At 43.1% G+C, this 17,123-nt stretch carries 9 protein-coding genes; all 9 read left to right on the plus strand.

The genetic code is table 11. The features are described from left to right. Positions 1–176: 176 nt before the first annotated feature. Positions 177–1,745 (plus strand): sodium:solute symporter family protein, encoded by a 1,569-nt coding sequence (locus tag QT327_RS17285; protein WP_246860253.1) that lies wholly within the window; start codon positions 177–179, stop codon positions 1,743–1,745. 374 nt (positions 1,746–2,119) lie between these two features. Continuing rightward, positions 2,120–3,061: a dihydrodipicolinate synthase family protein gene (locus tag QT327_RS17290; protein WP_289553561.1), complete on the plus strand. Its 942-nt coding sequence runs from the start codon at positions 2,120–2,122 to the stop codon at positions 3,059–3,061. A gap of 31 nt (positions 3,062–3,092) precedes the next feature. Continuing rightward, positions 3,093–4,655 carry an MGH1-like glycoside hydrolase domain-containing protein gene (locus tag QT327_RS17295; RefSeq protein WP_289553563.1) on the plus strand — a complete coding sequence of 521 codons (1,563 nt, stop codon included), beginning with the start codon at positions 3,093–3,095 and terminating at the stop codon, positions 4,653–4,655. A 3-nt stretch (positions 4,656–4,658) separates the two neighbouring features. Beyond that, on the plus strand, positions 4,659–6,212 hold the full coding sequence (locus QT327_RS17300; protein WP_289553564.1) for a glycoside hydrolase family 28 protein: 1,554 nt from the start codon (positions 4,659–4,661) through the stop codon (positions 6,210–6,212). Beyond that, a complete protein-coding gene (locus QT327_RS17305) occupies positions 6,209–9,040 on the plus strand; it encodes a glycoside hydrolase family 95 protein (protein WP_289553565.1) in 2,832 nt (943 codons plus the stop codon). The genes QT327_RS17300 and QT327_RS17305 overlap by 4 nt, the downstream gene beginning before the upstream one ends. Before the next feature lie 122 nt (positions 9,041–9,162). Then, a complete protein-coding gene (locus QT327_RS17310; RefSeq protein WP_289553566.1) occupies positions 9,163–12,699 on the plus strand; it encodes a malectin domain-containing carbohydrate-binding protein in 3,537 nt (1,178 codons plus the stop codon). Between the two features lie 282 nt (positions 12,700–12,981). After that, positions 12,982–13,653 carry a DUF3826 domain-containing protein gene (locus tag QT327_RS17315; protein ID WP_013665581.1) on the plus strand — a complete coding sequence of 224 codons (672 nt, stop codon included), beginning with the start codon at positions 12,982–12,984 and terminating at the stop codon, positions 13,651–13,653. Between the two features lie 50 nt (positions 13,654–13,703). After that, the gene (locus QT327_RS17320; RefSeq protein WP_289553568.1) at positions 13,704–15,131 is read left to right on the plus strand and encodes a SusC/RagA family TonB-linked outer membrane protein; all 1,428 of its coding nucleotides are present in this window, start codon (positions 13,704–13,706) and stop codon (positions 15,129–15,131) included. Position 15,132: 1 nt separating this feature from the next. Further along, the gene (locus QT327_RS17325) at positions 15,133–17,121 is read left to right on the plus strand and encodes a SusC/RagA family TonB-linked outer membrane protein (protein WP_289553570.1); all 1,989 of its coding nucleotides are present in this window, start codon (positions 15,133–15,135) and stop codon (positions 17,119–17,121) included. The last annotated feature ends 2 nt before the right edge of the window (positions 17,122–17,123 follow it).

Here is a 17,123-nt window from a genome sequence, read left to right on the forward strand (position 1 = left end):
CTTTATTGCAATTATCTAGAGTTTTCGGAAGAAAAAGCGTTACTTGATAATTTCATATAGAAAAAAGCTAAGAATGTTGAAGAACAAAACGTCAAAAAGCTTCACTTTTGTAACTTGTCCTTACCTTTATGACTTAGTCACTTCGGTGGTGACGAGATGGGTACTAACTAATTACAATGATGCAAAACCTTCCGATTATAGATTTGGTAATCATCGCCTTTTATTTGTTAGCTATGGTATTGGTTGGCGTTTGGTTTTCGAGAAAGAACAAAAATGCTGAACAGTTCACAAAAGCGGCCGGGCTAATTCCCGGTTGGGCGATCGGTTTATCTATATATGCAACTTTTTTAAGTAGTAATACCTTTTTGGGAGTGCCTGGAAAAGCCTTCGGTAGTAATTGGAACTCCTTTGTGTTTAGCCTGTCAATGCCATTGGCTGCTTGGATTGCTGTTAAGTACTTTGTTCCGTTCTATCGCAGCTCGGGAGAAGTATCCGCCTATACGCATTTGGAGCATCGTTTTGGGCCTTGGGCAAGAACTTATGCCGTGGTTTGTTTTCTGCTAACACAACTTGCTCGGATGGGCTCCGTATTTTTTGGCATTGCGCTCAGTTTGCAAGCACTTACGGGCTACTCAATGGAAGCCATTATGTTAGTTACGGGTATTTGTATTATCATCTATACGGTTATGGGTGGGATAGAAGCTGTTATATGGACAGAAGTGGTACAGGGCGTAATTAAAACACTTGGAGCCGTATTGATTATTTATTTGATTGTTTCCAATATGCCAGGGGGAATCCCCAAGATTGTGGAGATTGGCCAAACCAATAGCAAGTTTAGTTTAGGTAGCTTCGCTCCCGATTTTACAAATTCGACATTTTGGGTGGTACTGCTGTATGGTTTTTTTATAAACCTAAATAACTTTGGGATGGACCAAAATTATGTACAGCGTTATCATACGGCATCGTCGCCTCGTGAAGCCAGTAAATCCGTTTGGTTGTGTGTTTGGATCTATCTTCCGGCATCTCTGTTGTTTTTTATTATTGGAGCATGCTTGTTTGCTTATTATGAGATTAATCCAGCGCTAATTGAACCGATAAAATTGCAAGTTGCTGCAGAACGTTTGGGTGCAGCGGCGTCATCCCACGACCTGTCAGCATTGGCTGCCACTTTAACACCGGCAGATTATGGGGATAAAGTAATGCCCCATTTTATGGTAACTAAAATTCCGACGGGGCTGATAGGCCTCATAGTTTCGGCTATTTTATCAGCGGCCATGAGCACGATCAGTTCGGGAATGAATGCTTCGGCGACTGTTTTTTCGGTAGATATTTATCAACGGTATATAAGGAAAGATCAAGATGATAAACAAACCTTACGCTTATTGCACGTGGCTACGGTTGTTTTTGGTCTGCTAGGAATGGGGACTGGAATTATGATGATCGGTGTAAAAAGCATTTTAGACATCTGGTGGCAACTATCGGGAATATTTGCAGGAGGTATGTTGGGCCTCTTTTTATTGGGAATTCTAAATAAGCATGCCGGAAACAGTGACGCGATTTTGGCAACCATTGTAGGCATACTGGTAATTATCTGGACGAGTCTCTCGTATTTAATTCCGGCAGATTATCCTTATCTCAAAAGCACCTTGCACGCTAATATGATCATTGTTGTTGGCACATTGACGATCTATTTGGTAGGGACGTTCGCTGCTTATCTTCGTGGAAAGGAGGGAGTCGTTAATTAGCCAATTAGTTAATTAGCCAATGTGATAATGAGAGGCTAGTGCGACCGAAAGCTGATAGCTGATCTCAGAAGGCTTGATAATTAGCCAATGGTTAAAAAGTTGAGTAGGAAAGTAGTTAAGTAGTGATGAATTATAAATGATGAACGATGAATAGCTTATAGCCTACGGCTTAAGGCTTATTGCCTATAGGTTACAGCTTATTGCCTCATACGCTAATATCCTATAATTTACAGCAAACATATTATAAGAAACATCTTTAAAGCGGGAATAACTTTGCTATTGTTCTAACCATTTATTTGCATCTTGTTATGAATGCTGAAGAACTCATATTAAGGTCGCAAATCGGATAGCCAAAAAAGAACTAATCTATAGAAATGAAACAGAAAGAAAAGGGATTTATCCCCGTTATGCTTACGCCTTATCTCGAGAATGGGGAGATAGATTTTGAAGGGCTTCGCCAGCTAACGGAATTTTATATATCGGCTGGCGCGTCGGGTCTTTTCGCGAACTGCCAGTCGAGTGAAATGTTTGAACTTTCCGCAGAAGAAAGTTTACGGGTTATTCGGGCGGTGGTAGAACAGGTAGATGAACGCATTCCGGTCGTGGCAGCCAGTTCTGTTAAAGGGAATATTGCTGTCCAAGCAGATTTTGTTCGCCAGGTATATTCGTTAGGCGTAGATGCCGTCATTCTGATAACAGGTTTAATTGCTGCTGAAGACGAAAGCGACGCTGTGTTCGAGGAACGTATATTTGAACTGTTTGAATTAACCGAGAACATTCCATTAGGCTTTTACGAATGCCCTGAACCCTATAAACGTGTCCTTCATCCTGATCAATTGGGGTGCTTTGTTGCTTCCGGAAGGATTATCTATCACAAAGATACTTGTTTGGATATTAAACAAATTCAATCTAAACTGGCTCAGGTTAAAAATCATGACTTCGGCTTATATGACGCTTACATGGTACATGCTGTTGAATCGCTAAAAGCAGGTGCTGCCGGTTTATCCTGTATACAGGGTAATTATTTCCCCGAGTTGATTGTTTGGCTATGTCAGCATTGCAATGATCCTGGTTTTTCAGAACAAATGGCGTTGGTGCAGCAGTTTCTAACCGACAATATGGATGTTATGCATCATGTATATCCTATTGTTGCAAAATATTTTTTACAAAAAAGGGGATTAAATATATCCTTGTATAGTCGGAGAAAAGCTGGAAACTTCGATGCGCAAGTTAAATTGGCAATCGATAAACTATACAAAGATTATACGATATTAGCTAAGCAACTCGATATTCCTACCGATATTGCTTTGAGCTGAACATAGCGTGATCAAAACGAAAATAATGCGAATGATGATACTGAAACGAAGAGATAGATATACACTGTTATTGCTTTTATTCTGCGTCGGTTTGGGCTTTTCGTCTTTTGGACAAGCCAAACCTTTCGTGTTGACAACGGAAGCTTTAAAACGAGACGTGGCATATTTTAATAGCATTGATAGTGAAGTAGTTGTCAACTTCGTGTCCAATAGCCAATCGTTTGAATGGTTGGCGAAAAATATTCCCCTATTTGAATGTCCTGACTCAGCCATTCAACAAATATATAATTATCGGTGGTGGAGTTTTAGAAAGCACTTAAAGGAAACACCCCATGGCTTCATTTTTACGGAATTTATTGAACCGGTTAAACACGAGGGAAAATATGGTGCGATCAGTTGTGCATTGGGGCATCATATCTATGAGGGAAGGTGGCTTAGAAATCAAGAATATATCAGACAATATATCGATTTCTGGTTGATCAAAGAACCAACATTTAAACCTTCAAAATTTCATTCCTTTAGTAGCTGGTTGAGTGATGCTGTGTATAATTTATACCTGGTGCAACAAAATAAAGAGCAATTGGTGAAATGGCTACCGTTATTGGATAAAGACTATGAACGTTGGGAAAGTGAGCGTCAATTGCCCAGCGGACTATTCTGGCAGTATGATGTAAAAGACGGGATGGAAGAATCCGTAAGTGGGGGAAGAAGAGTACAAAATAGGCGACCAAGCATCAATAGCTATATGTTTGGCAATGCGCAAGCCTTATCGAAAATGGGTAAACTGTTCCAAATAGATAGTTTAGTTGATAAATATAATCGCAAAGCAAGTATACTTGAAAAGTTGGTGGTTGACAGCCTTTGGGGCTCCGAAGGTGATTTTTTTCGTACACGTCATCCGGATGGTCAACTTGCCGCACGCGAGGCCATTGGATTTATTCCCTGGTACTTTAACCTGCCCCCCGATCAAGTCGAGTTTGCGAAAGCTTGGCTACAACTTACCGATACTGCAGGTTTCCAGGCGCCTTGGGGTTTAACCACCGCCGAGCGAAGAGAGCCTACTTTCCGTACACGTGGTACCGGACATAGTTGCGAGTGGGACGGCGCCATCTGGCCTTTTGCCACTACCCAGACGCTGAAAGGACTGGCAAATTTGCTCACGAATTATAGAAATCGCGATGGCATAGATCGTAAGCTATTCTATGAAAAGCTGCATCAATATGCGCGCTCGCATCAAAAAAATGGGAAACCATATATTGGCGAGTATCAGGATGAGAAAACCGGATACTGGTTAAAAGGAGATAATCCGCGGAGCACTTTTTATAACCACTCCGGATTTTGTGATTTAGTGATTAATGATCTTATAGGCTTAAAGCCGGGAAGTACGAATCACCTAAGCATTAAACCACTTGTACCGGATACATGGGATTGGTTCTGTTTGGATAACCTCGTCTATCATGGTCGAACATTAACCGTTTTATGGGATAAAACCGGCAAAAAATATGGCAAAGGCAAAGGACTTATCTTGTTCGTAGATGGCAAACGTGTTGCCTCCGGCAAAAGCCTGGGCCAACTGACCGCTAAAATCAATTAAAAAATGCGCAGCTTATATCTTTTACTTTTTTGTACATTATTTTCTTTCGTTGCACAAGCACAATTGGCGTTGAATGTGTTGGATTTCGGCGCGAAAAACGATAGCTCGGCATTAGCCACTACGGCGATTAAAGAAGCGATTGCAAAAGCCTCACAAGCCGGTGGTGGCACCATTTATTTTCCTCCGGGAACCTATCTTACCGGTCCTATCCACTTAAAAAGTAATATTACCCTTTTCATTGAAGCAGGTGCAGAACTTTGCTTCAGTGATAATTTCGACCATTACCTACCCATGGTGCCAAGCCGGTGGGAGGGAACCATGGTTGCCAATTTTTCCCCTTTCATTTACGCGTATGAAGCAGAGAATATCCGCATTACCGGAAGAGGAACGCTTAATGGGAATGGAAAGAAATGGTGGGCTTACTCTGAAGTTCATGTAAAGAACTCGCCCGAATCAAAATGGCAGAAAGAATTTCATAAGTTGAATAAGAATGTACTGCATCCGGATTTACCAGGGTGGGTGGAACGTGGTTTTTTGAGGCCTCCCTTTATCCAACCCATGTATTGTAAAAACGTGCGCATAGATGGTATTACCATCAAAAACTCGCCATTTTGGACGGTCAATCCCGAGTTTTGTGATAACGTAACGATCGATGGAGTTACCATTAATAATCCCCCATCGCCTAACACCGACGGTATTAACCCGGAGTCGTGCAGCAATGTCCATATATCCAACTGCCACATTAGCGTTGGCGATGATTGCATTACGATTAAGTCAGGAAAAGACCGTTCAGGAAGGAAAGAAGCTCGTCCCGCTGAAAATTATACCATCACCAACTGTACCATGCTATCAGGTCACGGAGGTGTTGTCATAGGCAGCGAGATGTCGGGTGACGTAAAAAAGATCGTCATTTCGAATTGTATTTTCGATGGTACGGATCGTGGTATCCGCATAAAAACAGCGCGCGGAAGAGGAGGTGTTGTTGAGGATATCCAAGTAAGTAATATCGTCATGAAAAACATCAAACAGCAAGCCATTGTGCTGGATATGCAGTATGCCAAAACGGATAGGGAGCCGGTCTCCGAACGAACCCCTAGGTTTAGCAATATCCACTTGAGTAACATTACTGCGCAAGGTGAGCAGGCGGGCTATTTAAATGGACTGGAAGAGATGCCTATTGAAAATGTATCGTTCAGCAATATGGTGATGGAAACAAAAACAGGTTTCGATATCCGGGCGTCGAAAGGCATTGTGTTCTCCAATGTATCCGTTAATCCTTCCACCGGACCGGCAATTGCTGCTACCAATGTTAGCGGTTTACAGATCAATGGGTTGCGGACCGCTGCCGGTTTTAGCGGTAGCGCAACATTGAAATTCAATAATGTAAAACGTGCTTTTATTGCCAATTGTTTGATCATGGAACCCATTAAGACATTTCTCGAAGCGAGCGGTAATGAGACGGAGGCTTTACTCTTGAAGGCGAATGACCTACGTCTTGTTCAAAACCCTTTATATATAAGCGATGCTCCTGAAAACGCCGTCACCCTAGAAAAATGAGCTGGATAAAACTATATCGATTCTTTTGCGTCTTTTGCTTTATTGTGTTCATAAGGGGAAATCTGTATGGACAGGATTTAACACTATGGTATCAGCATCCCGCTAATACCTGGACGGAAGCACTTCCCATTGGCAACGGAAAATTGGGTGCCATGGTATTTGGGGGGGTACAAGCGGATCGTATTCAATTTAATGAATCCTCGTTATGGACGGGTGGTCCCAGAAACTATAATCAACCCGGCGCAAAGAATTATCTCGGTGAGATTAGAAAGCTATTATCTGAAGGAAAGCAGCAAGCTGCGGAAGAGCTGGCTGGGCGTCATTTCATGGGAACTAAGTCTATTTCCGATCCACCCGAACCTTGGCTGACGGCCGTAAGAGCAATTGAGCAACAGCCTAAAAATCCTTCACAAGAACATTTTGAAGATAAGACATGGAGAGAAATGCGTGTCCCGTCGCGAGACGGCTGGGAAAAGGAAGGTTTTCAGGGACTTGATGGCGCCGTTTGGCTCCGGACTACTTTTAACGTTCCGAAAGAATGGATCGGGCGGGAATTAGTTGTCGACTTGGGGAAAATACGGGATCAGGATTTTACCTATATTAACGGTAAATTGATCGGCACTACTCATGATGCAAATCAAGGAAGGCTATATACCATTCCCAAAGATTTAGTAAAAGCACAAAATCAAATTGCCATCCAGGTGATCAATTACGATGACAAAGGTGGTTTGGTAGGCTATAAAGATCCCAGTCGGAAATTAAGCGTATTTCTAAAGGAAAATACGGCAGATGAATCAGTTTATTTAACGGATACGTGGAAATACTGGATACAAAACGATGAAGCACCTCGGGTAGGAAAATACCAGGAGTCATATCAGCCATTCGGTGATTTGCTGCTGGATTTTGGGTCTCAGGCACCGTTTAGCAATTACAAACGCACACTTGACGTAGAACAAGCGATTTGCAAAACAAGTTACGTACAGAATGGTGTGTCTTTCGAACGAACCTATTTCTCCAGTGCACCCGATGCGTGTTTAGCAATTCACTTAACAGCTGATCGACCTCGGCAAATTAGTTTTGATGCATCCTTAGCGTCTCCCCATAAGACTTATAACGTGGAAAAAGTTGACGATTCCACCATTCGGATTTCGGTTCAGGTTAAACAAGGAGTTCTAAGAGGCGTAGGATTCTTGCATGTAAGGCATGAAGGAGGAGAACTCCATGTCGGAGACGGAAAAATTAAAATATTGGGTGCTAATCAAGCAACCTTATTCCTAACGGCGGCCACAAATTATAAAAGCTATAACGACGTGTCGGGTGATGCTGAGGAGATTGCCAAATCGCAACTAAACAAGGTTAAAAATAAGTCGTACGATGTGATACGACTGGCACATATACAAGACTATCAACAATATTTTACCAAATTTTCATTAAAGTTTGAAGCGGACGAAGCTTCAAACTCGCTCCCTACTGATCAACGGATTGCACAGTTTGTAAAATCGCGTGACCCGAATTTATTGGCCTTATTTGTCCAATATGGAAGGTACTTGTTGATATCCAGTTCGAGATCCGGTGGATTGGCGCCTAATTTGCAAGGCATATGGAACGATTTACTGACACCACCTTGGGGAAGTAAATACACCACCAATATCAATGCGGAAATGAATTATTGGTTAGCGGAGAATACCAATCTTTCTGAGCTGCAAGAGCCCCTTTTTCAAATGATTAAGGAGCTTAGCGTTGTAGGGCAGAAGACGGCAAAAACGTATTATGATGCACCAGGTTGGGTGCTACATCATAATACAGACCTATGGCGCGGAACCGCTCCAATTAATAATCCTAATCACGGAATATGGGTAACTGGCGGAGCATGGCTCTGTCAACATTTATGGGAGCATTTTCTTTATACGCAAGATGAAAGTTTTCTACGTGAGCAAGCTTATCCCATTATGAAAGCTTCGGCTTTGTTTTTTGATCATTTTTTGGTTAGCGATCCAAAAACCGGGTGGCTGATTAGTACGCCATCAAATTCTCCGGAACAAGGAGGCTTGGTGGCGGGGCCAACCATGGATCATCAGCTAATCAGGCAATTGTTTAGAAATGTCGCTTCCGCTGCTGTGATTCTTGATATAGATAAGGAATTTGTACAAAGGTTATCGGAGAAAAGCCAAAAGATCGCCCCCAATCAAATAGGAAAATATGGACAGTTGCAAGAGTGGCTGGAGGACCTAGATGATCCTGATAATAAGCATCGGCATGTTTCGCATCTTTGGGCGGTGTATCCAGGGAGCGAAATTAACTGGCAAGACAGCCCTAAATTAATGAATGCCGCTAAAAAATCATTGATTTTTAGAGGTGATGGCGGGACAGGGTGGAGTTTGGCATGGAAGATTAACCTTTGGGCCCGTTTTAAAGATGCGGAGCACGCTTATAAAATGGTCAGCCGATTGCTGAGTCCGGAGGAAGCAGGAGGGGGTGTTTATCCTAATCTTTTCGACGCACATCCTCCCTTTCAAATCGATGGCAATTTTGGAGGTGCAGCCGGTGTGGCGGAAATGCTTTTGCAGAGCCACCTCGGTAGCATTGATATTCTTCCGGCATTACCAAAAGCGCTGTACGCAGGTGCTGTTAAAGGAATTCGTGCAAGGGGCGGTTTCGAATTGAGCTATCAATGGCAAAATGGACTATTGACCCATTTGGAAGTGTTCTCGCACGCAGGCGGGAAGTGCTCCCTTCGATATCGAGACAAAGAAATCCAATTTCAAACTGAAAAAGGACAAACATATTATTTGGATAGCAGTCTAAAACTCAATAGAAACTCCAAATGAAGATTTAATTGTTGGTGCAATGTTGGTGAAGACCGTCACAGGCTTAGCGATCTAAGCCTGCCGACGTGTCTCTTCGCAAAGAACCAATGTAGAGTTCGCCAAATCATGAAACGATTTTAACAATGCAAAAGATTAGACTGGGACTTTTCTGGATAGGTATATGCTTTAACTTATATGCGCTTGCGCAAGAGCCGCGTAAGCAGTATGACTTAACGGATAATTGGGTGAGTACCATGCATGAAACCGATTCGTTGGCCTTTAGCGGCTTTGAAAAAGACGGATATAACTCGGTAGATTGGCTTTCTGTGCAGGTGCCACATAATTGGGATACTTATGCCGGCTATCGCCGACTACTTCATGGCAATACACATGGTTATGCTTGGTATAGAAAAAAGTTTCGAGTTGAAAACGAAGGTAAGGATAAGCGTTATTTTCTTTATTTTGAGGGCGTGGGAGCTTACGCAACGGTATGGTTAAATGGTAAGAAAATAGGATATCACGCAGGTGGCCGCACTACCTTTACATTAGACATCACAGACGCAGTGCGATTTGACAAAGATAATATTCTTGCTGTAAGAGCAGACCATCCGGCTGCTATACGGGATTTGCCATGGGTATGTGGTGGCTGCTCGGAAGAACGTGGCTTCTCCGAGGGCTCGCAACCCTTGGGAATCTTTAGACCGGTGCATTTATATGTGACAGATCCCGTTCGCATTGAACCTTTTGGTGTGCATATATGGAATGATACCACCGTTACTTCCAAATACGCGAAGCTGTTTTTAAACACGAGCTTTAAAAATTATGGTGGGGAAGCAAAAAACGCAGTGATTATGCAACAGATAAAAGATCAGGGAGGAAATGTAATTGCAGAAGAGCGTCAACAAAGAACAATTGCCGGTGAGAGCACCGAAGAAATCCGGCAACAACTTGAGCTGAAGAACTTCGTCCGTCTATGGTCGCCCCAAGATCCTTATCTCTATACGATTACCTCACAAATAAGTATCGATGGTAAAGTTGTGGATCAGGTAGAAACATCTTATGGCATTCGCTGGATAAGCTGGCCAATAGATCGAAAAGGAAGTGATAAACGTTTTTTTATTAATGGTAAGCCTTTTTTTATTAATGGAATCGCTGAGTATGAACACATGTTGGGGGGAAGTCATGCTTTCAGCAATGAACAAATAGATGCCCGTGTTAATCAAATCCTAGCGGGGGGCTTCAATGCTTTTCGGGACGCGCACCAACCACATAATCTGCGTTATCAGGAACACTGGGATCGTTTGGGGATACTGAGTTGGACCCAAATGGCGGCACATATTTGGTTTAACAACGATTCATTTAAGGCGAATTTTAAAAAGTTACTCACCGACTGGGTTATCGAGCGGAGAAATAGTCCGTCTGTAATTTTATGGGGCCTGGAAAACGAAAGTACATTACCGGAAGCCTTTGCTCGGGAATGTACCGAACTGATCCGGAATTTAGACCCTACTACCTCTTCACAAAGAAAGGTAACTACCTGTAACGGTGGAAGTGGAACGGATTGGGATGTGCCCCAAAATTGGACCGGAACTTATGGTGGTGATCCCGAGGTGTACGACCAAGATTTAAAAAGGCAAATTTTAGTAGGGGAATATGGTGCCTGGCGTACCATCGACTTTCATGCCGAAAAACCGTTTACGAAAACGAGCGCCAATACAGAAGACCGAATGCGTGAGTTAATGGAAACCAAAGTAAGACTTGCCGATAAGGTGAAGGACAGTGTTGCGGGTCATTTCTTTTGGCTATTCAATTCCCACGATAATCCCGGTAGAGTGCAGGGAGGCGAAGGAATCCGAGAGCTAGATCGTATTGGCCCCGTAAACTACAAAGGGCTCTTCACGCCCTGGGATGAACCTACAGATGCTTATTATATGTATCGGGCAAACTTTGTAGATCCGCGAAAGTCGCCGATGGTCTATATTGTTTCGCATACCTGGCCCAATCGTTGGGAAAGTCCCGGAGAAAAAAATGACATCACTGTTTATTCGAATTGTGACGAAGTTGAACTTTTTAATGATGTGAACGGATCGTCACTAGGAAGAAAGAAAAGGGAGGGAATGGGCAAGCCATTTGTGTGGAATAAGGTGCCGATTATGTTTAATGTATTGCATGCAAAGGCTTATGTAAAAGATAAAGTAGTTGCGGAAGATCTCATTGTTTTACAGGGCTTACCGCAAGCGCCCGCCTTTAATCGCTTGTATACAGATGATGAAAAAGTAAAAGACACGAACGGGTACAAATATATTTACCGAGTAAACTGCGGGGGACCAAGGTATGTAGACCAACAAGGACATGTTTGGGAAGCTGACCGCCCATTAACGGCTGATGACGGTTGGGGATCTTCTTCCTGGACCAACGGTTTTGATAATTTGCCTGCAACTTTTGCAAGTCAGCGGCGTACTTTTGACCCCATAAAGGGGACCGGCAATTGGTCGCTTCTGCAAACCTTTCGATACGGGAAAGACAAATTGGGTTTTCAATTTCCCGTGCCGGACGGGGATTACCTAGTGGAACTGTATTTTATCGAACCTTGGTTTGGCACCGGAGGAGGGATGGATTGCAAAGGATGGCGTTTATTCGATATCGCCATCAATGGTGCTATTGTGGATAGCCATGTTGATATATGGAACGAAGTAGGGCATGACCAGGTATTGAAGAGAACGTATGCTGCAAAAGCAAAGAACGGACGCATTGTCATTAACTTTCCAAGGGTAGCAGCTGGTCAGGCGTTGGTTTCAGCTATCGCCATCGCTGCGAAGGAAAAAATAAAAGCAGCTGCACCTTCACCACTTCTTATTCAGCAAGCAAGATTTGATCCTGATTCCGTAGATTTGTCGCCATCAACTTGGCTTGACATCGGAGACGAAGTCTTTTCCGGAAAAACCGACTATTTTACGGTAATTCCGCCAGCGCTATTTGGCGCTACCTGGCTGCGCTTTCCTGCCAATCTGACGGGCCAACAAAAGTCGCTTTCCTTTAATGTATCGAAGGATGCTGACGTATATGTTCTGCTGCCAAAAGATAACCGTAACGTTTACAATAGCTTAGCGGATTATGAAGATACACAAATGAAAATAGCAAGCGGAGGACCTACCCCGTCAATCTGGAAAATCTACCGAAAACGTTTTAAGGAGAATAGCTTTGTGCATCTTTCGTTTGGAAAAAATAATCTGCCATTAGCGCCCGTAATGGTTGTACCGGTAAGTAAGCTCCAATCAGCACATGATCTGAAAACGTCAATAACCTATAAGCCTAGCACCGCAACGCGTTCCCGTGGAACAACAGCTATCCGTTATTTGGAAAAGGAGGCGATCAAACTCCCTGCGAACGGACCCGCTCAGATTGATTGGACGATCAAGACGGGCGTAGCCGATACCTATAGTATCACCTTGAGGTATGCCAACAACCTAAAGCAGCCCATAAAGGGGAAATTGACGCTACGAACGTTAGATGGGAGCCTATTGCACGAAGAAAATACGCTTTTTACCCCTTCACGTGCTGGGAAGTGGAGTTATTCATACAGCAATACCGCTACCATGATCAATGCAGGGCAGTATGTTGTAACGCTGACACTGCCTCAATCGAACGGTTTAGTTATTTCAAATCTTGACATTCAATAACGAGTACATTTTGATGCTTTTATTAAGTCCTTTTTTCCGCAATCGATTCCGGTGATTTTGGATCTCAAGCTATGCTAACATCCTATAATAAGTAGATAATAATCGCTAAAAAATTACACAGGTAAGCGTTGATATTTGCATTACTAACCATAAGGAAATAGTACAAATTATAGATCTGTTCCACAAAATTAACAGTAAAAGGGAGAGTGAATAATTTTTTCCTTGTATAAAAAATGTCATAATAACACTACTGTTTTTTGGACTTTAACCAAATATATTACCATGAATGATTCTAAAAAATGTCTCAGAATATGCTCGGTTATCATGCTGTTCTTGGTGATCCTATTGCCAAAGCTGTATGCTTTTGAACAAGACGACTATACCCAAGTTATTACCAAAAGAGCACAGAAGATTGTTGACAAACTGAATTTAAATGACGCGAAACGTTTGGCGGTTCGGACGATTATTGTACGGCAATATCGCGATTTAAATACGATTCATACTGAATTGGAACAGAAAGAGCAATCCTATAAGGCAAGTTTAGCGAAAGAAGATGCTAAACTGCAATCAGAGAAAGCTTACGAGATTGCCCAAGCAAAACTAGCCAAACTTCACGGAAAGTACCTGAAGCGTTTGGGGAAGGAGCTCAATGAAGAACAGATTGAGCAGGTAAAAAATGAGATGACCTATAATGTGTTACCGATTACCTATAAAGGCTATCTTGATATGCTTCCCAGTTTAACGGAAACGCAAAAAGCACAGATTCTCAGCTATCTTACCGAAGCAAGGGAAAAGGCAATGGATGCAGGTTCATCAGAAGCCAAGCATGCTTGGTTTGGTAAATACAAGGGGAAAATCAATAACTATTTATCAAAGGAAGGCGTGGAGACCAAGATTGCCAGACAAGTATGGGAGAAAAAACTAAAAGAAAAACAACAGAGCCAACGAAATTAGGTTTAAACTGATTTCGCCTTAAACTAACCGAAAATACATAACCAAACCTTATGAACGTACTATTAAAAAAAACAGTTATTGCCGCGAGCAAATTTGTTTTGTGGGCGCTGGTAGGTTGTAGCATCTTAACTATATCAAAATCGTGGGGTGCATCAACAGCAAAGACGTCTAAGGTCGCAAATAGCGCGACGGCAGCACGGATCAACATTCAGGGAACCGTAAAAAATGAAAAGGGAGAGCCTCTTCCCGGTGTAAGCATCAAGTTAAAGGGGAGCAAAACTACTAGCACGACTGACCAGAACGGTGTTTTTCGAATGAACTTACCCACAGGGAATGAAGTTTTGATTTTCAGTTATGTGGGATACAAATCGAAGGAAGTGGCGTTGGGTGGCCAGCGCTCAATCGAAGTCATTCTACAGGAAGATAATAGCGCATTAGATGAAGTAGTTGTAGTAGGGTACGGTTCGCAGCGAGCTAAAGATGTGACCGGGGCGATCGTTTCAGTGGACGTTAAGAAACTTGCTGATATACCCGTTGCCTCAGTTTCTGAATCACTAAGAGGGCAGGTTCCTGGATTGAATGTTACGGGAGGTAGTACCCGACCGGGAGCCATGGCTACCTTAAGTGTCCGGCAACAATTTAATTGGGGCAAAGATGGCGGAAATGACTATCCATTGATCATCATTGACGATGTGATTCAGGTGGATCCGCAAAATGGCAAGCCTTCTATGGAAAGGTTCAATATGCTCGATGTTTCAGAAATTGAAAGTATAACGGTATTAAAAGACGCCAGCGCTGCCATCTATGGCTCCCGTGCATCCCAAGGGGCCATTGTTGTAAAGACAAAAAGAGGCCAAGTGGGCGCGCCGCGGATTTCCTATAGCGCTAAGTTTCAAACAAACGATGCCGTAAGCCATGAGAAAGTAATGAACGCTCGGCAATATGGGGAATTTGCCAATAAGTTTGGCAGGGCGCTCGGTTGGAACGACAATTACTTTTACTCGGATGCAGAGCTTTCGCAAATGGAATCACTGAATTACGATTGGTTGGCGAACGATTGGCGAGCTGCCCACACCATGCAGCACTCATTGGACGTTAGCGGAGGCTCTGAAAAAGCAACCTATTATACAGGCGCTTCTTACTATACACAGGGTGCCAATCTGGGATCGCAGGATTTCAAGCGGTGGACTTTCAGGGCGGGTACCGAAGTGAAGGTAGCAAGTGACCTGCGATTGAGCGCTACGATAGCTGCGGCTAATACCAATTTGGAGCGCTCCTTTACAAAGATCAATTTTAGCGACGGATATGCTGTCGGTGGTGAACAGAATGATTATAGCGTATTACTGCATATGCCAAAATACATCCCATGGATGTACAATATAAACGGAGTCGACCAGTATGTCTCTCCTGCATTAGGGCCCAATAAATTGGGAAATGTATCAGGTAACAGTTCCCTGAGCAATTTGGAACTATTATGATATGTTGAATAATGGTTCCAAGACCACCAATAAGGATTTTAATTATAATGCCAATTTCTCTTTGCAATACGATGTGCCTTTCCTAAAAGGACTCTCGTTCAAATTTAATTATGGAATTATTCAAGCGTCAGGCAATACAGAGCAGGTTCAGATGCCGCTATTGTTAGCACGGGCTCGTAACATTAATACGGCAGATAACCATTTATATTCCAACACCACACAATGGGATGATCCGGTACTTAATCGGGCCAATTCCCGCGTTACTTATGACAACACAACTTCCAAGAACGAACAGCTGAACTTCTTTGCCAACTATAACCAAAAATTTGGCGACCATGATATTGGTGCCATGTTCAGCGTTGAAAAAACAACCGCCGGATGGGAAGACCGGTACCAGATTTACGATAACCCAACGAGAGGAGTATATAACGGGACTTCTATATCTGCCGGAACCTTAAACACGTCTAACAGCATCACCTATCGTACAGAAAGTGGAACACTTTCTTATTTGGGACGTGTTAATTATAGCTATAAGAGCCGATATCTTTTACAATTTGTATTTCGTACCGATGCTTCTACAAAGTTTGCACCCGAGAATTACTGGGGCTTCTTCCCTGGCGTTTCTGCAGGTTGGGTCGTATCGGATGAGAATTGGTTCACAGAACATGTTGCCTGGATGAATTATTTGAAGGTGCGCGCTTCTGTCGGGATTACCGGAAATAACAATGTAAATCCATGGAAATGGACTCGCTTATATACTGCAGCGACCGATAAAGGAATGGCCTTTGGAAGTAACGGTGGGATGTATACGATCGGTATAACACCGGATGCTGACCCTAATCGGGACCTTCGTTGGGACCGCACCGTGCAGCGCAATCTTGGTTTAGACATGTCTTTCCTGAAGTCACAACTTAGCATGTCTCTTGATGGTTATTACAATACGACTACCGACATGTTAACGGATATGTCCGGAGCCATCGGAGTACCTATCTCTGTGGGAGGGGCCTTTGCTGAACAGAACTACGCAGGTGTAAAGGCTTGGGGAACCGAAGTATCGGTTACCTGGAAGAGCCATGTCAATGAGGTGAACTACTCCGTAGGTATGAACTTCGGTTTAGGTAATTACAAGACCACGCGATACTTCGATCAACCATTTGATTATCCCTCTGAAATGACTACGCGGCGCGCCGTGGGTAATACCGGATATGGCAATCCTGTTTGGGGATATAAAACATGGAAGCACACATCCGGAGGCGACGGTATGTTACGTACCGATGCAGACATTGATGCCTATTGGAACTATTTGACGGAAAATGCGAATAATTCGGGTATTGAAGGGGCTGAACCTAATTTTATGGGTATTACCGATAAATCGCAGATGAGAAAGGGAATGCTGGTGTATGAGGATGTTCGAGGTGCATTGGATGAAAGTACACAGACCTACGGCGGTCCAAATGGCGTCATAGAAAAAGATTCCGGACAAGATTGGGAAATTCTGAAAAAGTCAAACATGACTTATGGCATCACCACCAATTTGACTGCGGGATGGAAAGGTATTTCGTTTCAAGCCCAAATTTCAACCTCCTGGGGAGGAGCCAACTACTTGGATTATGTCAAGCAGGGTACCAGCAGCACAAACGCGTTGTGGTCGCAGTCCATTTATCTGACCGATATGTACGATCCGGAAACGAATCCGAATGGTAAATATCCCAATATTGCCTATTACGATGATTTCGGTGGAACAAATTCCGACTTCTTCTTGCTTCCTACATTTAGAATGTTTGTCCGTAATTTGAGCATCGGCTATACCCTGCCAAAGAAGTGGCTGACAAAGGCAAAGGTAGATAATGTACGGATTTTTCTTTCGGGAAACAATCTTTGGGATTTATATAACCCCTACCCGAACAAATACCGTAATATGTATGATTCACCGGGCTTGGGTTATCCAACATTACGAACTTGGTCTTTGGGTATAAATTTAGGCTTATAACA

The organism is Olivibacter sp. 47 (assembly GCF_030372825.1).
Classification (GTDB): domain Bacteria; phylum Bacteroidota; class Bacteroidia; order Sphingobacteriales; family Sphingobacteriaceae; genus Olivibacter; species Olivibacter oleidegradans.